We start from the raw sequence: 22,215 nt of genomic DNA on the forward strand, positions 1-22,215 counted from the left end.
ACATCTTCGATACATTTGGCATTTTCCGGGCGTACACATATGACTGGACGGGACCGGTCGGACGCCTCGGACACCTTCAAGAACAAAAAAGAGGTGGGTCAATGGTTCGAGGGATGGGCGCACAGCCGCGCACGCAGCCGCAGCGGCAATGGGACCGGCATTCGGTCATCGGCACGCTGTTCGAGGCGCCATGGTGGATGACGGTGCTGCTGGGCATCGCCTGCTATGTCACGCTCCACGTGGTCATGCCGGGCGTGATCGGTTTTCTGGTCCATTCGCATGCGCTGCCCCCGGCCGCGTCAGGCCTGGCCGGGGTTCTCCGCCTGTTGGCGTCCGTGATGGCGGCACTTGCCGCCATCGTGGCCTGGATGTCGCACCGGCACGCCGGGGAGCGCCGCCAGCAGGAAGCGCAGCAGCGCCAGCGCTTGGCACCGGGGCGCCGGCCCGTGGCGTCGCCGCCCGGGCCGCCTCCGTATGCCGACACGATCAGGACCGTGCCCCAGGCCAGCACCAGGATTGCCGTAGCGGATGCCGCAGCGCCGCTTCCGCCGGCAATGCCCCAGGCGGCACCGGCACCGATCCGCGAATGGTCGCTCGACGCGCTCAAGCAACTGGAATGGAAGCGCTTCGAGCTGTTGTGCGTGACCTACTACGAGGCCATGGGCTTCAAGGTGAAGACCGTGCCCAATGGCCCGGACGGCGGCGTAGATGCCACGCTGTACAAGCGCGGCCAGCGCGCGCCGCTGGCGGTCGTGCAATGCAAGGCGTGGAACCGGCCCGTCAAGGTGGAGCAGGTGCGGGCGCTGGGCGGCGTGATGCTGGAGCGCCAGGTGCGGCGCGGCGTGTTCTGGTCGCTGTCGGGCTACGTGGGCCAGCCCGTACGGGAATCGGCCGAGCGCGCCGGCATCCAGCTGCTCGATGGCGAGGCCATCGTGGCCCGCATCCGTGCGTTGCCGGCCGAGACGCAGGCCATGCTGATGCAGTCGGCCTTTGCCGGCGATTTCCGCACGCCCAGCTGCGCGGCCTGTGGCGTCAAGCTGGTGGCGCGCCAGGGCAAGGCGGGCCCATTCTGGGGCTGCACGAACTTCCCGCGCTGCCGGGTGATCCTGCCGCGCGCCGCGTAATATCGATCTGCATCCAGTGACACACGGCTTTGCGGGCAACGGTGTAGTATCCGGGGCCAAACCTGTTTCAAGCTGGAGAGCCAACATGATCGTTTTCGTCACCGGTGCCACTGCCGGATTCGGCGCCGCCATCGCCCGTCGCTTCGTCAATGCCGGCCACCGCGTCGTCGCCGCCGGCCGCCGTGAAGACCGGCTGCAGGCCCTGGTCGATGAACTGGGCAGCGACAATGTGCTGCCGCTGGTGCTGGACGTGCGCGACCGCGACGCCGTGTTCGCCGCCGTCGCCAACTTGCCGGCCGACTATGCCGAGATCGATCTGCTGGTGAACAACGCTGGCCTGGCACTGGGCCTGGAGCCGGCGCACCGCGCCGACCTGGACCAGTGGGAAACGATGATCGATACCAACGTCACGGGCCTGGTGACGATGACGCGTGCGGTGCTGCCGGGCATGGTCGCGCGCAATCGCGGCCACGTGGTCAATATCGGATCGGTGGCCGGTGCCTATTCCTACCCGGGTGGCAACGTCTACGGTGCCACCAAGGCGTTCGTGCACCAGTTCTCGCTTAACCTGCGTGCCGACCTGACCGGCACCCGCGTGCGTGTGACCGATGTGGCGCCGGGGCTGGTGGGCGGCACGGAATTCTCCAATGTCCGCTTCAGCGGCGACCAGTCGCGTGTGGACAAGGTCTACGAAGGCGCCGATGCACTGACGCCCGACGATATCGCCGAGACCGTGTTCTGGGCCGCCACGCTGCCCGCGCGCGTCAATATCAACTACCTGGAAGTGATGCCGGTGACACAGTCGTTCAGCGCGCTGTCGATTACCCGCGAGAAACCGTAAGCGGTTTCGGATTCGCCCGATGTTCGTGCGGTGTTCGCGCGGATACCGGGCGAATTTTTCGGGTGGGATGGAATAGCCCCCGGAGTTGTGCGTATACCGGATGAGTCCTCACTCATCGGGAGTACGCATTGACCGACAACACCCCCACATCACAATCGGGCACGCGCATCTGCGTGCCGTGCCGCCTGGGCGCCATCGGCGCCGTCGTGCTCGTGCTGGCCGGCGGCTTTGCCTATACGGGCGGGTGGATCGCGCCGCACCGGCTGTCCACCCAGACCATCGTCAACCAGTTCCAGCGCAACGACGGGTTGCACGAAGGATACCGGCGCAATCACGCCAAGGGCGTCTGCGTCGAAGGCTATTTCGAAAGTACCGGAGGGGCCGCGCAACTGTCGAAGGCCGGCGTGTTCGCCACGGGCCGCACGCCGGTGATCGGGCGCCTGGCTATTCCAGGCGGCAATCCGCAGGCGCCGGATGGCAGCGTGCCGATTCGCAGTTTTGCCCTGATGTTCAAGCAGGCGGACGGCCAGCAGTGGCGTACCGGCATGAATTCGGTGCCGCTGTTCCCGGTGCATACGCCGGAGCAGTTCTATGGGCTGTTGCAGGCCAGCCAGCCCGACCCCGCCACGCACAAGCCCGATCCCGCCAGGCTCAAGGCGTTCGCCGAGGCCAATCCCACGCTCGGGGCGTTCCAGGGCTGGGTCAAGAGCCATCCCCCGTCGTCGAGCTTCGCCAACAGCGCCTATTACAGCGTCAACGCGTTCTATCTGGTCGACGCGGGCGGCAAGCGGCAGGCCGTGCGCTGGTCCGTGCAGCCCGAACTGCCCTATGCCCCGGTCACCGACGCCGAGAAGGGCGAGGCCTCGTTCCTGGCCGCCGACCTGACGCAGAAGCTGGCCGCCGGCCCGCTGCGCTGGCGCCTGATGCTGACGCTGGGTGCGCCCGGCGACGCCACCGACGATGCCACGCAGGCCTGGCCCGCTGACCGCCAGCAGGTGGACGCCGGCACGCTCGTGATCGAGCGCGCGAGTTCGCAGGCCGATGGCGGCGTCTGCCGCGATGTCAACTTTGATCCGACCGTGCTGCCATCGGGCATCGCCACGTCGAACGACCCGCTGCTGGCTGCCCGTTCGGCGGCCTATGCGCTGTCGTACCAGCGACGCACGCGCGAGGAAGCCCTCGACGCGCACGGACAGCAGGCATCCCGATAAAAGGAACCAGGCATGAAGGCTACGCATACACAATTCAGCGGCTTTCAGAAGCTGCTGCACTGGCTGATGGCCGTGCTGATCCTGTCGATGCTGTTTGTCGGGGTCGGGATGGTCTTTACCGTTTCGCGTGCGCATGACACGCTGGTGGCGCTGCACCGGCCGCTGGGCATCGCCTTGCTGCTGCTGGTGATCGTCCGCCTGGCCGTGCGCCTGCGGCGCGGCGCGCCACCGCTGCCGGACAGCATGCCGCCCGCGCAGCGCGCCATCGCCAAGGCCTCGCATTACGTGCTGTACGCGCTGATGCTGGCGATGCCGCTGATCGGCTGGGGCATGCTGTCGGCCGGTGGCTATCCGGTGACGATGGCAGGTGGCGTACATCTGCCGCCGCTCCTGCCCGCCAACGTGAGCCTGTTCGCGTTGCTGCGGACGTTGCACACGTGGCTGGGGCTGACGCTGTTCGCGGCGGTGCTGCTGCACCTGGCCGCCGCGCTGCTGCATGCGCTGGTGCTGCGCGACGGGGTGTTCCAGGCAATGGCGCCGGGGCGTTCACGGCAGTAAGAGCGCCGCTTGCCATGCGTGCCCTCTCCGACGGGTGGGAGAGCGCTGCAAAACGTTGGCCGGGCGCTTTGTGCGCTCCCCATGTAGTGGGAGAGGGCGAGCGGTTCGATCCGCGACAGGTCTCGGCTTGAACCGCCGTGCCCTCTCCCCCGGCCCCTCTCCCGTTGCGCGGGAGAGGGGAGCAAAACGTTGGCTGGGTTTGCCGGTCCGCAGCGCGGGAGAGGAGAGCAAAACGTTGGCCGGATTTGCCGGTGCGCTTTGCTATGCGCTCCCCTCTCCCATGTAGTGGGAGAGGGGTGGGGAGAGGGCGAGCGGTGCAATCCGCGACAGGTCTCGGCTTGAGGCGCCGTGCCCTCTCCCCCGGCCCCTCTCCCGTTGCGCGGGAGAGGGGAGCAAAACGTTGGCTGGGTTTGCCGGTCCGCAGCGCGAGCGAGGGGAGCAAAACGTTGGCCGGATTTGCCGGTGCGCTTTGCTATGCGCTCCCCTCTCCCATGTAGTGGGAGAGGGGTGGGGGAGAGGGCGAGCGGTGCAATCCGCGACAGGTCTCGATTTGAGACGCCGCGCCTTCTCCCGCACGCGGGAGAGGGGCGCAAACCGCCGGGGATCGATCAGCCCGGGACGGCCTCGTCCCCGAACGCCGCCAGTTCCTTGACCAGGCTGCGGGCCGCCAGCTCGACCAGCGCGCGGCCCTTTTCCGGCGTGGCCTGGTTCGGGTCCGATCCCATGCGGCCATCGGGGAAGCGTGCTCTGAAGTCCAGCGCCTCGCGGATGGGGCCCGATGGCGCGATGCGCGGCGCGTAGTCGGCATGCTTGATCGCATGCTCGTACGCATATTGCGTGACGGCAATCTCCGACGGCGTGGCATGCGCGCCATGGCCAGTGGGGAACATCTCCTTCGCCAGCTCGTTCACGCCTTCCAGGTCCCACCAGTTGGTGAGCTTCATCGCAAAGCCGGCGCGGCGCCCGGCGAAGCTCGATTCGGCATAGATCTCGGAAAACGCCGCCTCGACCGACGCGATATTGCCGCCGTGGCCGTTCAGGAACAGGATTTTCTCGAAACCGTGGCGGGCCAGCGAACGCGTCCAGTCCACGATGGCCGCGATAAACGTGGTCGGGCGCAGCGAGATGGTGCCGGCAAAGCCCAGGTGGTGCTGGGCCATGCCGATATTGAAGGTGGGCGCCACCAGGATATCGGCCTGCTGCTCTGCCGCGCGGCAGATGATCTCCGGACACATCCAGTCGGTGCCCAGCAGGCCGGTGGGGCCATGCTGCTCGTTGGAGCCGATCGGGATGACGATGGTCTGGCTGCGCTTCAGGTACTGCTCGATTTCAGACCAGGTGGACAGGTACAGCAGCATGATTGACTCCTTGTTTTACGTGGGGGTGTTGCGGGGAGAGCTACGGGATGGATGCGGTTCAGTGGTTCAGTGCCGCGACGGCAGTCGCACGGCAAGGATGATCAGCGCCGCCGTCAGCGGCATGGCGGCGATGATCAGCACGCCCGGATGCAGGCTGCCGCTGGCCGCCTTGGCCCAGCCGATGATGGCGGGGCCCCAGAAGCCGCCGGACAGGCCGATGGTGTTGATCAGCGCGATGCCGCCGGCGGCCGCCGGCCCCTTGATGTATTCGGACGGCATGGCCCAGAACACCGTGTAGGTCATCCACAGGGTGGTGGTGCCCAGCGTCAGCAGCGCGATGGTGCCCGCCAGGTGGCCGTCGGCCAGGGTCGAGCCGGCCAGCAGCGCGGCGCCCGCCAGTGCCGGCACCGCGGCGTGGTAGCGGCGTTCGCGCTTGCGGTCCGAGCGGCGGCCCATGTAGATCATGCCGATGGCGCCGCCCAGGTAGGGCAGGGCCGTGTACCAGCCCAGCTGCACGGTGTCGTTGACACCCTGGGCCTTGATCAGCGTCGGCAGCCAGAAGCTCAGCGCGTAGATGGCGGCGATCACGCAGAAGTAGGCGAACGCCAGCACGTAGACTTTGGGGTCGCGCGCCACGGCGCCGAACGAGTGCTTGTGCGCGGCCGGCACGGCCAGTTCCTGTTCGAGCAGGCGCTTTTCGTCGGCGCTGAGCCAGTTCGCATCGGCGGGACGGTCGGGCACGAGCTTCCAGGCCAGCACGCCCAGCACCAGGCAGGGCAGGCCCTCGATCAGGAACATCCATTGCCAGCCGGCCAGCCCGGCATGACCCGCCAGCGTGGTCATCAGCCAGGCCGACAGCGGGCCGCCGACGATGCCGCCGATCGGGCCAGCCAGGAACACGATGGCGATGGCCCGCGCCATGCGCTGCGGGCCGTACCAGCACGACAGGTAATAGATCATGCCCGGCGCAAAGCCGGCCTCGAAAACGCCCAGCAGGAAGCGCATGGCGTAGAACGTGGGTACGTCGCGCACGAACAGCATGCAGGCCGACGTGATGCCCCAGAGCACCAGGATGCGGCTGAATGTCTTGCGCGCGCCAATACGCGGCAGCATCAGGTTGCTCGGGATTTCGAACAGCACGTAGCCGATGAAGAAGATGCCGGCGCCCACGCCGTAGGCCGCATCGGAAAAGCCCAGGTCGCCCTGCATCTGGAGCTTGGCAAAGCCAACGTTGACGCGGTCCAGGTACGCAAACAGGTAGCAGACCAGCAGAAACGGCAGCAGCCGCAGGTTGATCTTCTGGTACAGCGCGGCAGTGCCGTCTACGGCGGCGGGGTTCGACATCACTAACATTTGCCAGTCTCCAGAGCGTTGTGATGGTTGTGGGATTGCCTTCGATAGTGGCAGCCGCGTAGACTGATACCAACAGCAACAAAGTTCACACTTCGTTCTTCTGAAAGCAACGCAGCGGCGCTTTGCGCACAAAAAGCGGCTTTTGGATAACAAAAAGGCAAGCGATGCGCGAAATCAATCAGCAGCGGCTGCGTTATTTCCGGGAAGTGCTGGCGCACGGCACGATCCGTGGCGCGGCCGAAAGCCTCAATACGTCGCCGTCGGTCATCACGCGCCAGATCCGGCTGCTGGAAGAGGAATTGGGCACCACGCTGTTCGAGCGGCAGGCGCGCGGCGTGCGGCCCACCGAGGCGGCGGCCCACCTGCTGGAGTTCTGGCGCGGCTACCGTTCGCACCAGGAAAAGCTCGAAGACCAGTTGCACGCGCTGATGGGGCTGCAGCAGGGCCTGGTGCAGATCGTGCTGAGCGAGGGCTATGTCGATGCGCTGGTCAACGAGGTGGTGGCGCCGTTCTGCGCGCAGTACCCGATGGTCGATATCCGCATGGAGATCCTGCCCGTGGACGACGTGCTCAACGAGGTGGCCGAAAGCCGCGCCCATATCGGCCTGGCCTACAACCCGCCGCTGCACCCGCGCATCGAGTACCGCGCCAGTTCGGCGCAGCCCATCGTGCTGCTGACGCGCCACGATCATCCGCTGGCGCTGCGCGGGGGCGCGGCCACCATCCATGACGTGATGGCCTACCCACTGGCGCTGATGCCAGAGTCCTATGGCATCGGGCATGCGGCCAAGATGCTGGAATTCGCCGAGAACATCCGCATCCGACCCACGCTGGTCACCAATTCGCTGTCGGCGCTCAAGCAGTTCGTGGCCTACGACGACTTCGTGACGCTGATCGGCCAGTTCGCCGCCTACCGCGAGGTGGCCGCCGGAAGCCTGGCCACGGTACCGATCGACCATCCGCTGTTCCGGGGCACGCAGGCGCGGCTGCTGGTCAAGGCCGGGCGTCCGCTGCCGGCGGCGGCGCTGGAGGTGCTGGCCTTTATCCAGCATCGCATGGGTATCTTTGCCGACGGGGGCTGAGGGGAGACGCACCGGGGCCTCAGAGCACGTAGCCGCCGTCGATGGTCAGGCTGGCGCCGGTCATGTAGGCCGACGCCGGACTGGCGAGCCAGCTTGCCAGCCCGGCGATCTCCTCGGGCCGGCCCACACGGCCCAGCGGAATCTTCGGGATCAGGTGCTCGACCATGTCGGCCGTCATGTCGGTCACGGTCGGGCCAGGCTGGATGTTGTTGATCGTGATGCCGCGCGGCGCCAGCTCCAGTGCCACGTTCTTGACCAGCGCCGCCACGGCCGCCTTGGTCATGGCGTAGACCGCGCCACCTGGCGCGCCGGTACGGATGGCCGTGTTGCTGCCGATGGTGATCAGCCGCCCGCCCTCGCGCAGCTGCGCCGCGGCAGCCTGGATGGCGACGAACACGCCGCGGATATTGACATCGAGCATCAGCCCGAGATCGGCATCGGCCACGGTGTCGATGGTGCCCAGCCGCAGCACGCCGGCATTGACCACCGCGGCATCGAGCGGGCCGAAGCGCGCTACCGCCTGCCGCACGGCAGCGCGGATGGCGGCCGGGTCGGCACTGTCCGCGGCAATGGCCAGCGCCTGGCCGCCGGCCGCCTCGATCCGCGCTACCACGTCGGCGGCCTTGTCGGGCCGCGTGGCGTAGGTCAGCGCGACGTGAAAGCCGTCCTGCGCCAGCCGCGTGGCAATGGCCGCGCCAATGCCGCGCGAGCCGCCGAATACCAGGGCGGCCCTGGCCGCCTTTGTCGTTGAAAGGTCCATGTCGTTCCTCGTCCTGACTGGTTTGATCTCGGGACGATATTGCGACGGCCGCGTATCCGGTTTGTGTGCGGGCAGGGGGGATTTTGTATTCGTATGTAGTTCGCCGCACCCGCTGCGCGGCCAGCGACTACACTGGCTGGATGGCGCACGGGGCGGCCCGGCGGGGAGGATGCATGTTCGGCAACCTGATTCGCATCGAGACGGGACCAGACGGACACCAGTTCTTCGTCCATACCGACAGCCTGCCCGTGGCAATCGTCCTGGTGGCGCTGCTGCTGGCGGCCATCGTGCTGGCGAGTGTGGCCTGCTACTACCTGACCCGCACGCTGATGCTGTGGGCGGTAGGCCGGCTGGTGCGCGGCGAGCACCGCAAATGGCTGCGCGCGGCGGAACGGCGCAAGGTCTTCCACCGGCTGGCGCCAATCGTGCCGGCGCTGATTATCTACCTGGCCGCGCCGCTGATCAGCAGCCTGACGTTTCCGGTGATCGCGATGCTGGGCGCACCGCTGGGGGTGGCCGCCGCCTGCTTCATGGTCTACACCGGGCTGCGCGCGGGCTTTGCGTTCCTGGGCAGCATCGAGGACCGCTACAGCCATCTGCCTCACGCCAGCGAACGCCCGATCAAGAGCTTTCTCCAGGTGGCTACGCTCGTGCTGTACCTGCTGGCGTTCATTGCCATCGTCTCGCTGTTGCTGGGCCGGCCTCCCACGTACTTCCTGACCGGCGTCAGTGCCATGACGGCGCTGCTGATCATCGTGTTCCGCGACTCGCTGCTGGGCTTCGTGGCGAGCATCCAGCTGGCGGCCTACGACATGCTGCGCATCGGCGACTGGATCGAGGTGCCTGGCTATGTGGCGGACGGCGTGGTCACGGATATCGCGCTCAACACCATCAAGGTGCGCAATTTCGACAACACGATCGTGACGCTGCCCAGCTACGTGCTGCTGACCAATGGCGTCCGGAACTGGCGCGGCATGGTGGAATCTGGCGGCCGGCGCGTGAAGCACAGCATCCCCGTGGATGCGGACAGCGTGCGTTTCTGCGACGACGCGCTGCTGGGCGGGCTGAATGCCTGCCGCGCGCTGAAGCTGCCCGTGGCGCCGCAAGCCGACGGTCAGCCGCTGACCAACCTGGGCATGCTGCGCCGCTACATGCTGGGCTATTTCCGCCAGCATCCGGCCGTGCGGCAGGACTTGCCGCTGGTGGTGCGCCACGTGCAATCGGAAAGCCAGGGCCTGCCGCTGGAAGTCTTCCTGTACCTCAGCGACACGCGCTGGGAGACCTACGAGCAGATCCAGTCGGACCTGTTCGATCACGTGTACGGCGTGCTGCCGGTGTTTGGCCTGCGGGTCTGGCAGAAGCGCTAGCCAGCCCGCAGGGCGCTGCCAGGGGCCTCAGGCGTCGGCGGCGCCGGTTGCCGGGTCGGGCAAGGCTTTTCTTGCCGCCGACCAGCGCGCAATCCACGCATACAGCAGCGGAATCACCAGCGTACCCAGCAGCGTGGCGCCCAGCATGCCGCCCAGCACGCCGGTGCCCACCGCGCGCTGCGCGCCGGCGCCGGGCCCGGTACTGATCGCCAGCGGCACCACGCCCAGGATGAACGCCAGCGACGTCATCACCACGGGCCGCAGCCGCTGGCGCGCCGCCTGCGTGGCGGCCTGCACGCGTTCCATGCCGCCGCGCCGCAGTTGCTCGGCGTATTCGACCACCAGGATCGCGTTCTTGGCGGCCAGCCCCATGATGACGACCACGCCCACCTTGAAGTAGACGTCGTTGGGCAGCCCGCGCAGCCATACCGCCGCTGCCGCGCCCATCAGCCCGGCAGGCACGATGGCGAGCACGGCCAGCGGCAGCGTCCAGCTTTCATAGAGCGCGACCAGGCACAGGAAGATGAACAGCAGCGACAGCGCAAACAGCCACGGGGCCTGCGTGCCGCTTTGCTGCTGTTCGAACGCGCGGCCATTCCAGCGCACCTCGTAGTCGGGGCCCAGTTCCCGGACCATGGCGTCGAGCCTCGCCATCGCCGCGCCAGTGCTGACGCCGGGTGCCGTATCGGCATTGATGCGCACCGAGGTCAGGCCGTTGTAGCGCTCCAGTGTCGATTCGCTGTTGCCCCATTCCAGCGAGGCGAACGCGCCCAGCGACACCATCTGGCCGCTGGCGTTGCGCACGTGCACGCGCGCCAGGTGGGCGGCCTGCATGCGGAACGGTGCATCGGCCTGCAGGATCACGCGGCGCACGCGGCCTTCGCGGGCCAGCTCGTCGATATAGCGCGAGCCGATGGTGGCCGACAGCGCATGATGGATGGCCTCGGCGTCCACACCGAAGCTCTCGGCCTTGCGATAGTCGATCGCCAGGTCCAGTGCCGGCGTGGGCTGGCCGGCCGTGGCGCGCACCTCGGCAAACAGCGGATCGGCCTTGGCGCGCGCGATCAGCTTGTCGCGGGCGGCGTACAGGTCTTGCCGGCCGCCTTCGCGGCGCGTCACCAGGCGCATGTCCAGGCCGCCGGTGCTGCCGAGTTCGGGCAGGGCGGTGCCGTTGTACGGGTAGAGCTGGGCCTCCCCCTTGCCGGGCCACGCTTCCAGGCCCTTGCCCAGCCGCGCCAGCACCGCATCGGCCGCATTGGCGCGGCCACGCTGCTGCCAGTCGTCGAGCGACAGGAACACGCTGGCGCGCTGCTCGCCCGAGCCGCCGTTGTTCCAGCCCAGCAGCGAGAACGTGGTCTTGATCGGGAATTTCTCGGCAGTCATCCACTGCTCCAGCCGGGCGATGGTCTCGCGCGTCTGGGCCTGGGTGCTGCCCGGCGGCAGTTCCACGTCGATCACCAGTTCGCCGGTGTCCTCTTCGGGCAGGAAGCCGCCCGGCAGTTGCCAGAGCGTCAGCGCGCAGGCGGCCGTCATTGCCAGGTAGACGGCCAGCCAGCGCAGGCGCCGTTGCTGCAGCCGGTGGATCCAGCCGGCATAGCGCGCGGTGAAGGCGGCAAAGCGGGCTTCGAACCACGCCAGCGGGCCACGTGCCGGGGCGGCGCCGTGGCGCAGCAGCGTGGCGCACATGGCCGGCGCCAGCGTCAGCGCAAAGAACAGCGAGAACGCGATCGAGATCGCCAGCGTCATGGCGAAGTGGCGGTAGATCACGCCCACCGCGCTGTCCATGAACGTCATCGGCACGAACACCGCGCACAGCACCAGGGTAACGGCCAGCAGCGCGCCCGACACCTCGCGCATCGACCGCGATGCGGCCGTGAACGCGTCGACGCCGTCCTCGCGCATGATGCGCTCGACGTTCTCCACCACGACGATGGCATCGTCCACCAGGATGCCGATCGCCAGCACCACGCCAAACAGCGTGATCACGTTCAGCGACAACCCGAACGCCTGCAGGCAGGCCACCGTGCCCAGCAGCGATACCGGCACCACGATGCACGGGATCAGCGTGGCGCGCAGGTTGCCCAGGAACAGCCACAGGATCAGGAACACCAGCACCGTGGCCTCGCCCAGCGTCACGAGCACGCGCGTGATCGAGTTCTGCACGAAGTGCGCGGTGTCGTACGAGATGTCGTAGGTCACGCCGGCCGGAAAGCCGCGGGCGGCCTCGTCCAGCGCCGCGCGCACGACGCGGGAGGTGGCAAGCACGTTGGCGCCATCGGCCAGTTTCAGGCCCATCGATGCGGCTTCGCGGCCATTGAGCGACGAGCTGTACCGGAAGTCGGCGGCGGCCATTTCCACACGTGCAACGTCACGCAGCAGTACCGCCGAGCCGTCCTTGCCTGGGCGCAGCACGATGCGCTCGAACGATTCCGCATTGGACAGCGGCGCGGGCGGCCGCACGATGGCCTGGAACGATTGCCCCGGCGCGGCCGGCGCCCCGCCAAGCTGGCCCGGCGTGACGCTGCCGTTGCGCGCGCGGATGGCGGCTTCCACATCGGCCGTGGTCAGGCCGTAGGCGTGCAGCTGGTCTGGGTTGAACCAGACGCGCAGCGCGTATTCGGCGCTGTACGGCTCCACCTTGCCGATGCCGGGCAGGCGCCGCAGCATGGGCAGCACCGTGCCCGCCGCGTAGTCGGCCAGCGCGGTCTCGGACATCGTGCCGGTCTTCGAGATCAGCGACACGTACATGAACGGGCTGGCGCTGGCCTGGTCGACGTAGACGCCACCCCGGCGTACCACCTCGGGCAGCAGCGGCTCGGCCTGGGCCACCCGGTTGCGCACGTTGACCTGGGCCAGTTGCGGATCGGTGCCCTGTTTGAAGCCGATGGTCACCGTGGCGGTGCCGGCCTCGCTGTTCGAGTCGATATAGAGCAGGCCGGGAATGCCGTGCATCTGCTGCTCCAGCACGGCCGTCACGCGGTCTTCCACGGTGCGCGCGGTGGCGCCGGGGTAGTCGGCGTAAAGGATCACCATCGGCGGGGCCACCGCCGGGTATTGCGCCACCGGGATGCGGTTCAGCGCGACCAGGCCCGCGACCATGGTCAGGATGGCAAGCACCCACGCAAACGCGGGGCGGCGAAGGAAAAAATGCGCCATAGAGGACGAACGACTGCTAGCACCGTGAATCGCGCCCGGCCATGCGGCGGCGCGCCGAAGCCCGGCGTGGGTTGAGTGGGTATCGCAAAGTCGGCCGCCGCCGGGCGGATGGGATGCCGGGCGGTCGGTGGGCCGGTGAGGCCCGGTGGCACGGTCAGCGCGGCCCGATGGCTCGGTCGGGTGGCGCAGCGCGCGCTTTTGGGTATGACGCTCCGGCCGCATCGGGCCGGTGGCGAGTGTGGCGAATTATAAACATCGCCCCTTGTTGGTGCAATCAAAGGAAATGCGATGCGCCGGCACTGGGCAGATCCGCGTTTCCGGGTTTGCCCATGGCACCCCCGCATCCTATCGTTACAGGTGCAGACCTCGGCGCAGGACTTCCATACGGCCGCCCCCCAAGGAGACGTCATGAGCAAGAAGTCAAATATCACGACCTGGATCCTGATCGCGATGATCCTGGGTGCCGTGGTCGGCTATGCGTGCAACACGGCGTTCCCCGATCCGAAGGTGGCAAAGGATATCGCCGGGTATATCTCGATCATCACCGACGTCTTCCTGCGGCTGATCAAGATGATCATTGCGCCATTGGTGTTCTCCACGCTGGTGATCGGTATCGCGCACATGGGCGATGCCAGCACGGTGGGGCGCGTCGGGGTCAAGGCGCTGGCCTGGTTCATCACGGCGTCGCTGGTGTCGCTGACGCTGGGGCTGATCATGGCGACGCTGCTGCATCCGGGCGTGAACATCGGCCTGCCGCTACCCGACGTGGGCGCGGCCACCAACCTGAAAACCAATGCGTTCACGCTCAAGGACTTCGTGGCGCACCTGGTGCCCAAATCGGTGGCCGAGGCCATGGCCAACAACGAAATCCTGCAGATCGTGGTGTTCTCGATCTTCTTCGGCACGGCCATTGCCACGCTGGGCGAGCGCGGCGCGCGCATGGCCGCGGTGATCGAGGATCTGGCGCAGATCATGCTGAAGATCACCGGCGCGGTGATGTGGCTGGCGCCGATCGCGGTGTTCGCGGCCATTGCGTCGACCGTGACCACGCAGGGGCTGGGCATCCTGATCACGTTTGCCAAGTTCATGGGCAGTTTCTACTTGGCGCTGTTCGTGCTCTGGAGCCTGCTGACCCTCGCCGGCTTCGTGTTCCTGGGCCGGCGCGTTTTCGAACTGGTCCGGCTGATTCGCGAACCGTTCCTGCTGTCGTTCTCCACGGCCAGTTCCGAGGCCGCCTATCCGAAGCTGCTCGACTCGCTCGACCGCTTCGGCGTGAATCGCAAAATCTCCAGTTTCGTGCTGCCGCTGGGTTACTCGTTCAACCTGGATGGCTCGATGATGTACTGCACGTTCGCGGTGCTGTTTATCGCCCAGGCCTATGACATCCACCTGCCGATGGGTACGCAGATCACGATGCTGCTGTTGCTGATGCTGACCTCGAAGGGCATGGCGGGCGTGCCCCGCGCGTCGCTGGTGGTGATCGCCGCAACGCTGAACCAGTTCGGCATTCCCGAGGCGGGGCTGCTGCTGATCATGGGTGTGGACCAGTTCCTGGACATGGGCCGCTCGGCCACCAACGCCGTGGGCAATTCGATTGCCGCGGCCGTGGTAGCCAAGTGGGAAGGGCAGCTCGCTTCCGGGCCGGTGCCCGAGACCGAGAAGGACATACCGGGCGAGGAGCCCCGCACGCCCGGCACCGCGGAGGCCTGATGCCATGCGCGCATCCGTCTGGAAACTGGCCGCAAGGGGCCTGGCCGCGCTGATGCTGCTGATGTCGGCGGGCGGTGCCCCGATGCTGGCCCATGCGCAGGACGCCGTGGCGCTGTCCGGCACGCTGAAGAAGGCCAAGGACACCGGCGTGCTGACCATCGGCTACCGGGAGTCTTCGCTGCCGTTTTCGTACCTGAACCAGGCAAAGCGGCCCATCGGCTATTCGATCGATATCTGCCAGGCCATCGTCGACGCCGCAGCCGCCGAAATCAGCCGCGACCTGACCGTGCAATGGGTGCCGGTGACGTCCGAGAACCGCTTCGACGCCATTACGTCGGGCAAGGCCGACCTGGAATGCGGGTCGACCACGCGCAATGCCGAGCGCATGCGCACGGTGGCGTTCTCGCCGGTGATCTTCGTGGCGGGGACCAAGCTGATGGTACCGCGCAATTCGCCGGTCAAGACCTTCCGCGACCTCAAGGGCAAGACCGTGGTGGCGACGGCTGGCACCACCAACGCCAGCGCCATCGAGGACCTGTCCACGCGGTTCAACCTGGGCATCAAGCTGATCCACGCCCGCGATCATGCAGATGCCTTCGAGGTGCTGCGCCACGGCGGCGCCGATGCCTACGCCGGCGACGACGTGCTGCTGTACGGCTTCCTGGCGCACTACAACGCGGGCAAGCAGTTCATCGTGACCAGCGAATTCCTGTCCTACGACCCGTACGGCATCATGCTGCGCCGGGGCGATCCGCAATTCGCGGCCGTGGTCGACAAGGCCGTACGCGACCTGATCACGTCCGGCGAACTGGGGCGACTCTACAAGCAGTGGTTCCTGAACCGGCTTCCCACCGGCGAGCGGCTCGGCATTCCGATGAGCGCGCAGCTGGAGGACATCATCGACGCCACGCCGCAGCAGCCGGAGTAGCGGCCCCAGACAGCAGCCAGCGCGACGATCAGGTGGCCCGAGACCTCCGGAATCGGCAATTTGCGACATAAATCATGAGAAATATGACTCAAGCTGGTGCAGTCATGCAAAACCGATAAGCACAGTTCAGGATTTGTGCATTGCGATGGTGCAAACTGTACTCTTTCGGCTGTACCTGTTCTGTACGTCCCTCGGGTCACATTCCGGGCCTAGTCTGCAACCATCGCAGCGAGCGCCCGGACATCACACGGAAAACCGGGCCGGGCACTCGGGCATTTGTTCTGGAAGTCGCCCCCATGAGTACTCCCACGCCCGAAAAGGGGCATATCGCCCCCTATACGCACCCGGCCGCCGGCTGGGGTGCGCTCAAGCAGGTCGCCATCAACCTGGTCAAGGAAAGGGTTGCCGGCGGCAAGTACAAGACGCTGTTCAGGCAGAACCAGCCTGACGGTTTCGATTGCCCGGGCTGCGCCTGGCCCGACCGCCAGCACGCGTCCACGTTCGAGTTTTGCGAAAACGGCGTCAAGGCCGTGGCGGCCGAAGCCACCAGCAAGCGCGTGACCAACGAGTTCTTTGCGAAGTACACGGTCACCGAGCTGATGCAGCAGTCGGATTACGAACTGGAGCAGCACGGTCGCCTGACCTATCCGGTCCGGTACGACGCCGCCACCGACAAGTACGTGCCGGTGGAATGGGACGATGCGTGCCGCCTGATCGCCGATCACCTGCGCCGCCTGGACAACCCCGACGCGGCCACGTTCTATACCTCGGGCCGGGCCAGCAACGAGGCGGCGTTCCTGTTCCAGCTGTTCGTGCGCATGTATGGCACCAACAACTTCCCGGACTGCTCGAACATGTGCCACGAGGCCACCAGCCGCGGCCTGCCGGTGACGGTGGGCGTGGGCAAGGCCACGGTGCTGCTCGACGACTTCCAGCTGGCCGACACCATCATGGTCTGGGGCCAGAATCCGGCTACCAACCATCCGCGCATGCTCAACGAACTGCGCGATGCCTCGAAGCGCGGCGCCAGAATCGTCTCGATCAACCCGCTCAAGGAGCGCGGCCTGGAGCGCTTTGTCAGCCCGCAGCACGTGACGGAAATGCTCGGCGGCAGCGGCACCCAGATTGCGTCGATGTTCGTGCGGCCCACGCTGGGCGGCGACTTTGCGCTGCTCAAGGGCATCGGCAAGCGCGTCATCGAACTGGATGACCAGGCCGTGGCCACCGGCGGCAAGCGCGTGGTGGATATCGCTTTCGTCAGCGACCACACGGCCGGCTACGAGGAATTCGCGGCCGACCTGCGTGCCGAGAGCTGGCCCGACATCGTGGCCGAATCGGGCGTGACGCGCGAGGATATCGACGCGCTGGCCGACGTCTACATCAACAGCGAGCGCACCATCATGTGCTGGGGCATGGGCCTGACGCAGCACAAGCAGAGCGTGCGCACGATCCAGCTGCTGTCCAACGTGATGATGCTGCGCGGCAATATCGGCCGGCCCGGTGCGGGCCTGATGCCGGTGCGCGGCCATTCGAACGTGCAGGGCGACCGCACGATGGGCATCGAGGAACAGCCCGACGACGCCTTTCTGGACCGCCTGGGCGCCACCTTCGGCTTCGAGCCGCCGCGCCACCACGGCCAGGACGTGGTGGCCGCCATCAATGCGATGCTGGAAGGCAAGGTCAAGGTGTTCGTAGGCCTGGGCGGCAATTTCTCGATCGCCACGCCCGACACGCCGCGCACCTGGGAAGCGCTGCGCCAGTGCGACCTGACCGTCAATATCGCCACCAAGCTGAACCGCAGCCACCTGGTGATTGGCAAGGATTCGCTGCTGCTGCCAACGCTGGGCCGTACCGAGGTGGACGAGCAGAACGGCGTGGCGCAGGGCGTGACCGTGGAAGATTCGGTCTGCATGGTGCATATCTCGTACGGCATGAACAAGCCGGCGTCGCCGCACCTGCTGTCCGAGACGATGATCGTGGCAAAGATGGCCGACGCCACGCTGGGATCGAACAAGGTGGACTGGCTGTGGTTCGCGCAGGACTACGCGCGCATCCGCGATGCCATCGAGAAGGTAATTCCGGGCTTCGAGCGCTACAACGAGCGCGTGGCGCAACCGGGCGGCTTCCACCTGACGCCGGCCTCGCGCAACCGCGTATGGCGCACGGCATCGGGCAAGGCCGAATTTCTGGTGCATCCGATCGACCGCGACACGCCGATCAAGCGCGCCCGCGACAAGTACGGCGACGACCTGCTGGTGATGATGACCACGCGCTCGCACGACCAGTACAACACCACGATCTATGGCCTGGACGACCGCTATCGCGGGGTGTTCGGCCTGCGCCGCGTGGTGTTCATCAACCGGGCCGACCGCGAACGGCTGGGGTTTGCAGAGGGCGAACGCGTAAATATCACCAGCGTCTGGGAAGACGACGTGACGCGCCATGTGCAAGACTTCCTGCTCGTCGATTACGATATTCCGGCTGGCTGCCTGGGCGCCTATTATCCGGAGACCAACCCGCTGGTGCCGCTGGAAAGCATCGGCGACCGGTCGGGTACGCCCACGTCGAAGTCGATTCCGGTGCTGCTGCAACGCGCCGGGTAAGGCTGAAGTCCACCGCAGGGGGTAGTACATGGCCGAACGCGGTTACATCACGCGCGAGATTCGCCGCCACCAGGGCGACGCCGTCGCGCTGGAGATCGACAACGTGGCCGAGGAAGTGCCGGTTGCGCTGGTCTACAACGATATCTCGCACGCGGTGATGATGGCGACGCCGCTGGACCTGGAGGCGTTCGCGGTCGGCTTTTCGCTGACCGAAGGCATTGTCGACAGCGTGCGCGAGATCTACGACGTCGAGATCGAGCCGGGCTGCGACGGCATCGAGGTGCGCCTGAACGTCAGCCAGCGCGCGTTCATGGCCATGAAGGAACGCCGCCGCACGCTGGCTGGCCGTACCGGCTGCGGCGTCTGTGGCATCGAGAGCCTGGCCTTGCTCGACCTGGTGCCCGAGCCGCTGGCGGCGGCGCGCACCATTGCGCCCTCGGCGGCCATGATCCGGCTGGCGGCCGACGCCTTGCGCGCCCGCCAGCACCTGATGGCGGCCACCGGCGGCGTCCATGCCGCCGCATGGTGCGGGCCGGACGGCCAGCTGCGCGCCGTGTTCGAGGACGTGGGGCGGCACAATGCGCTGGACAAGCTGATCGGCCACCTGGCGCGGGCCCGCGAGAGCTTCGGCGACGGATTCGTGTTCCTGTCCAGCCGCGCCAGCTACGAGCTGGTGCGCAAGGCCGCCCGCATGCAGATTCCGATGCTGGCGACGATCTCGGCGCCGACCTCGCTCGCCATCCGCATCGCGGAACAGGCAGGCGTGCGGCTGCTGAGCTTTTGCCGCCAGGATGGCTTCGTCGAATACACTTCGCCTGTATCCGTATTAGCATCCGATTCGCTGGAGGCCGCAGGCTGACGCCTGGGTAGTCCGGCGCCCCCCGGACCATCCAGAAAAAGGCGAAGACCCGTTGGCAACCCTGTACGAAAAGCTCGCGGCCGATATCGAGGCGCTGGTGCAGCAGGGCGTGCTGCTGCCCGGCGAAAAGATTCCGTCGGTGCGGCAGGCGGCCCAGCACCACCGGTTGAGCATTACCACGGTGATTCGCGCCTATCTGCTGCTGGAATCGCGCGGCATCCTGGAAAGCCGCCCCCAGTCCGGCTATTTCGTGCGCGCCCGGCCCGGCGAGCCGGCCATCGACCTGCAGCCCACGCGCCCGGCGGCGCGGCCGTCGGCGGTGGATGTCAGCGCGCTGGTGCTGTCCACGCTGCGCTCGATCCGCGCCGACGACGCCGTGCCACTCGGTTCGCCATACCCCGATCCCAAGCTGTATCCGTGGCAGCGCATCATCCAGTACGCCAACACCATCGGCAAGCGCTATGACACCTGGAGTGTGCTCGACGACCTGCCGCCCGGGTCGCCCGAGCTGATCCGGCAGATCACGCGCCGCTACCTGGAAAACGGCTATACGGTGGACCCGAACGAGGTGATCGTCACGATTGGCGCCACCGAGGCCATCAACCTGTGCCTGCAGGCCGTGGCCAAGCCAGGCGACACGATTGCCGTGGAGTCGCCCACCTACTACGCGATGCTGCACGCCATCGAGCGGCTGGGCATGCGCGCCGTGGAGGTGGCTACCGATCCCGTCGAAGGCATCGACGTACAGGCGCTGGCCCGGCTGATCGACGAGCGGCCCGTGGCCGCCTGCATGGTCATGCCGAACTTCCAGAATCCGCTGGGTTTCCAGATGTCCGACGCGCGCAAGCAGGCGCTGGTGGCGTTGCTGACCGAGCGCGATATCCCCGTCATCGAGAACGATGTCTACGGCGAGCTGTACTACGGCGATGTCCATCCAACTTCGCTGAAATCCTATGACACGGCCGGCATCGTGCTGCACTGCTCGTCGTTCTCGAAGACGCTGACGAATGCCTACCGCATCGGCTGGGCGCTGCCGGGGCGGTACAAGGAAAAGGTGGAGCGGCTCAAGTTCCTGAACACGCTGACCACTTCGACGATTCCGCAACTGGCGATTGCCGAGTTCCTGCGCCGCGACGGCTACGACTACCACCTGCGCCGCGTGCGCAAGGCCTACGCCCAGCAGGCCAATATCATGGCCGCCGCCGTGCGGCGCTTCTTCCCGGCCGGCACGCGCGTCTCGCGTCCGACGGGCGGCTACGTGCTGTGGGTGGAACTGCCCGAACAGGTGGATGCCATGGCGCTGTACCACGCCGCGCTGGAGCGGCGCATCACCGTGGCGCCGGGACATATCTTCTCGCCGGTGCCGACCTACACGAACTGCATCCGCCTGAACTACAGCGGCGCCTGGTCGGAAGACATGGAAGCCGCCGTGATCACGCTGGGCAAGCTCGTGGCGACATTACAAGAAAGGGAGACGACATGACGAACGACGCGACAGACGACATGCCGGAAGGCGAGGGCGAGGACGAGGGCGAGGACCTGGACCCCGTGGTGGGCGCCATCCTGAAGACGCTGTGGGACCACGGCCAGGGCGAATCGGACAAGGACCTGACCCTGGCCCGGCTGAGCAAGCGCGCCGCGGTGCAGATGAGCGTGCTGCGGCGCATTTTGACCCAGCTGGGCGCCGCCGACCTGGTCGAGACGGTCATGGAAGAGGACGGGCGCGGCTCGGCCCGGCTGACCGAAGAGGGTCAGGCGGTGTGCGGGCAGCTGTTTGGCGAGCCCGAGGGGGGCGACGAGACGCCGGTGCTGCATTGAAGACGGTGATTGCCCCCTCTCCCATGAATGGGAGAGGGGGCAGGCTTGACGGCTCAGACCACCTTGCCGGGATTCATCAGCCCCTGCGGATCCAGCGCCTGCTTGATCGCGCGCATCATCGCCAGTTCCACGTCGCTCTTGTAGCGGCGGTTTTCCTCCAGCTTGAGCTGCCCCAGGCCGTGTTCGGCCGAGATCGAGCCGTTGTGGGCGTGGACGCTGTTGTGGACGATCAGGTTGATGGCGTCCTGGTGCTTCAGGAACTGGTCGTTGTCGACACCGACCGGCGGCGACACGTTGTAGTGCAGGTTGCCGTCGCCCAGGTGGCCAAACGTGACCATGCGCGATCCGGGGAAGGCGTCCTGCAGCAGCGCATCGGTGGTCTCGATGAAGTCGGCCACGCGCGAGATCGGCACGGCGATGTCGTGCTTGACGTTCTTGCCTTCCTCCACCTGGGCCAGCGGAATATGCTCGCGCAGGTTCCAGAAATCGCGCGACTGCTGCACCGATTCCGCCACGACGGCATCGGTCACCACGCCGGCGTCGAAGGCCGCTTCCATCATGGTCTCGAAGATGCCGCGGGCGTGGTCTTCGCTCTCGCTGTCGGACAGCTCCAGCAGCACCAGTTGCGGATGGTGCTCGCTGAACGGATAGCGCAGCTGCGGAAAGTGCCTGGTCACCAGGTCGATGCACATCGCCGACATCAGTTCGAAGCCGGTGAGCATGGCGCTGGCGTGCGACTGGGCGATAGCCAGCAGGGCCAGCGCGGCGCGCGGGCTCTTGACCGCCGCCAGTGCCGTCACGCGGGCGCGCGGCGCCGGGAACAGTTTCATCACGGCGGCGGTGATGACGCCGAGCGTGCCTTCCGCGCCGATAAACAGGTCGCGCAGGTCGTAGCCGGTATTGTCCTTGCGCAGGCCGCGCAGGCCGTCCCAGACCTCGCCGCGGACGTTGACCACCTCCAGCCCCAGGCACAGCTCGCGCGTATTGCCATAGCGCAGCACGGCCGTGCCGCCGGCGTTGGTGGACAGGTTGCCACCGATCGTGCAACTGCCTTCGGCCGCCAGCGACAGCGGAAACAGGCGCCCGTGCTCGCGCGCCACGTCCTGCAGCTGCTGCAGGATCACGCCGGCTTCCACCGTGATCGTATTGTTGAGCGGGTCCACCTGGCGCACGCGGTTCATGCGTTGCAGCGACAGCACCACCACGCCCCGCGCGGCGGACTCGCCGGCCCCGGGCGTGGCGCCGCCGCACAGGCCCGTATTGCCGCCCTGCGGCACCACGGCCAGCTTGTGCGCATGGCAGGCATGCATCACGGCGGCCACTTCCTCGGTGGTGCCGGGGCGCAGTACGGCCAGCGCGTCGCCGGTATAGCGGCGGCGCCAGTCGGTCAGGTACGGCGCCTTGTCGGCCGCGTCGGTCAGCACGTTTTGCGGGCCGATGGCGGCCCGGCAGAGATCGAGGAACGAGTCGGAATGCACGGCGGTCAT

General features: G+C 67.0%; 17 protein-coding genes. 12 read left to right on the forward strand and 5 right to left on the reverse strand.

Going from position 1 to position 22,215, the window contains the following annotated elements; genetic code table 11:
- Nucleotides 1-113 precede the first annotated feature (113 nt).
- From ACOABP_RS15290 to ACOABP_RS15305, 4 genes are all read left to right on the forward strand, one after another.
- Nucleotides 114-1,124 carry a restriction endonuclease gene (locus ACOABP_RS15290; RefSeq protein WP_474225935.1) on the forward strand — a complete coding sequence of 337 codons (1,011 nt, stop codon included), beginning with the start codon at nt 114-116 and terminating at the stop codon, nt 1,122-1,124.
- Between the two features lie 85 nt (nt 1,125-1,209).
- A complete protein-coding gene (gene ydfG, locus ACOABP_RS15295; protein ID WP_066738636.1) occupies nt 1,210-1,965 on the forward strand; it encodes a bifunctional NADP-dependent 3-hydroxy acid dehydrogenase/3-hydroxypropionate dehydrogenase YdfG in 756 nt (251 codons plus the stop codon).
- A gap of 128 nt (nt 1,966-2,093) precedes the next feature.
- Nucleotides 2,094-3,176 carry a catalase family peroxidase gene (locus ACOABP_RS15300; RefSeq protein WP_474225936.1) on the forward strand — a complete coding sequence of 361 codons (1,083 nt, stop codon included), beginning with the start codon at nt 2,094-2,096 and terminating at the stop codon, nt 3,174-3,176.
- A 12-nt stretch (nt 3,177-3,188) separates the two neighbouring features.
- Entirely contained in the window at nt 3,189-3,734 is a 546-nt protein-coding gene (locus tag ACOABP_RS15305; RefSeq protein ID WP_474225937.1) for a cytochrome b, read from the forward strand.
- Between the two features lie 608 nt (nt 3,735-4,342).
- On the opposite strand, the gene ACOABP_RS15310 is transcribed toward ACOABP_RS15305, so the two are convergent.
- Both ACOABP_RS15310 and ACOABP_RS15315 read right to left on the reverse strand, forming a co-directional pair.
- On the reverse strand, nt 4,343-5,092 hold the full coding sequence (locus ACOABP_RS15310) for a creatininase family protein (protein ID WP_474225938.1): 750 nt from the start codon (nt 5,090-5,092) through the stop codon (nt 4,343-4,345).
- A gap of 66 nt (nt 5,093-5,158) precedes the next feature.
- Entirely contained in the window at nt 5,159-6,445 is a 1,287-nt protein-coding gene (locus ACOABP_RS15315) for an MFS transporter (protein WP_474225939.1), read from the reverse strand.
- 164 nt (nt 6,446-6,609) lie between these two features.
- Between ACOABP_RS15315 and ACOABP_RS15320 the strand changes: the two genes are divergently transcribed.
- Nucleotides 6,610-7,527, forward strand: a complete 918-nt coding sequence (locus ACOABP_RS15320) for a LysR family transcriptional regulator (protein WP_474225940.1) — start codon at nt 6,610-6,612, stop codon at nt 7,525-7,527.
- Nucleotides 7,528-7,546: 19 nt separating this feature from the next.
- Here the strand turns inward: ACOABP_RS15320 and ACOABP_RS15325 are convergent, their stop codons facing one another.
- The gene (locus tag ACOABP_RS15325) at nt 7,547-8,287 is read right to left on the reverse strand and encodes an SDR family oxidoreductase (RefSeq protein WP_474225941.1); all 741 of its coding nucleotides are present in this window, start codon (nt 8,285-8,287) and stop codon (nt 7,547-7,549) included.
- 173 nt (nt 8,288-8,460) lie between these two features.
- Here ACOABP_RS15325 and ACOABP_RS15330 point away from each other — a divergent pair, with 173 nt between their 5' ends.
- The gene (locus ACOABP_RS15330) at nt 8,461-9,654 is read left to right on the forward strand and encodes a mechanosensitive ion channel family protein (RefSeq protein ID WP_474225942.1); all 1,194 of its coding nucleotides are present in this window, start codon (nt 8,461-8,463) and stop codon (nt 9,652-9,654) included.
- Nucleotides 9,655-9,681: 27 nt separating this feature from the next.
- Here the strand turns inward: ACOABP_RS15330 and ACOABP_RS15335 are convergent, their stop codons facing one another.
- Nucleotides 9,682-12,810 carry an efflux RND transporter permease subunit gene (locus ACOABP_RS15335; protein WP_474225943.1) on the reverse strand — a complete coding sequence of 1,043 codons (3,129 nt, stop codon included), beginning with the start codon at nt 12,808-12,810 and terminating at the stop codon, nt 9,682-9,684.
- Between the two features lie 408 nt (nt 12,811-13,218).
- Here ACOABP_RS15335 and ACOABP_RS15340 point away from each other — a divergent pair, with 408 nt between their 5' ends.
- The 6 genes from ACOABP_RS15340 (at nt 13,219) to ACOABP_RS15365 (ending at nt 20,728) form a co-directional block, all read left to right on the forward strand.
- Nucleotides 13,219-14,520 (forward strand): dicarboxylate/amino acid:cation symporter, encoded by a 1,302-nt coding sequence (locus ACOABP_RS15340; RefSeq protein WP_474225944.1) that lies wholly within the window; start codon nt 13,219-13,221, stop codon nt 14,518-14,520.
- Nucleotides 14,521-14,524: 4 nt separating this feature from the next.
- Nucleotides 14,525-15,448, forward strand: coding sequence for an amino acid ABC transporter substrate-binding protein (locus tag ACOABP_RS15345; protein WP_474225945.1), 924 nt, complete (start codon nt 14,525-14,527; stop codon nt 15,446-15,448).
- A gap of 296 nt (nt 15,449-15,744) precedes the next feature.
- Nucleotides 15,745-18,051: an FdhF/YdeP family oxidoreductase gene (locus ACOABP_RS15350; RefSeq protein ID WP_474225947.1), complete on the forward strand. Its 2,307-nt coding sequence runs from the start codon at nt 15,745-15,747 to the stop codon at nt 18,049-18,051.
- 28 nt (nt 18,052-18,079) lie between these two features.
- Nucleotides 18,080-18,910: a formate dehydrogenase accessory sulfurtransferase FdhD gene (gene fdhD / locus ACOABP_RS15355; RefSeq protein ID WP_474225948.1), complete on the forward strand. Its 831-nt coding sequence runs from the start codon at nt 18,080-18,082 to the stop codon at nt 18,908-18,910.
- 52 nt (nt 18,911-18,962) lie between these two features.
- The gene (locus ACOABP_RS15360) at nt 18,963-20,393 is read left to right on the forward strand and encodes an aminotransferase-like domain-containing protein (protein WP_474225949.1); all 1,431 of its coding nucleotides are present in this window, start codon (nt 18,963-18,965) and stop codon (nt 20,391-20,393) included.
- A complete protein-coding gene (locus tag ACOABP_RS15365) occupies nt 20,390-20,728 on the forward strand; it encodes an ArsR family transcriptional regulator (RefSeq protein WP_474225950.1) in 339 nt (112 codons plus the stop codon). The genes ACOABP_RS15360 and ACOABP_RS15365 overlap by 4 nt, the downstream gene beginning before the upstream one ends.
- 53 nt (nt 20,729-20,781) lie before the next feature.
- On the opposite strand, the gene ACOABP_RS15370 is transcribed toward ACOABP_RS15365, so the two are convergent.
- Complete coding sequence (locus ACOABP_RS15370; RefSeq protein ID WP_474227853.1) at nt 20,782-22,206, reverse strand: FAD-binding oxidoreductase; 1,425 nt, start codon at nt 22,204-22,206, stop codon at nt 20,782-20,784.
- Nucleotides 22,207-22,215: the final 9 nt, after the last annotated feature.

The organism is Cupriavidus sp. HE11, assembly GCF_056097175.1.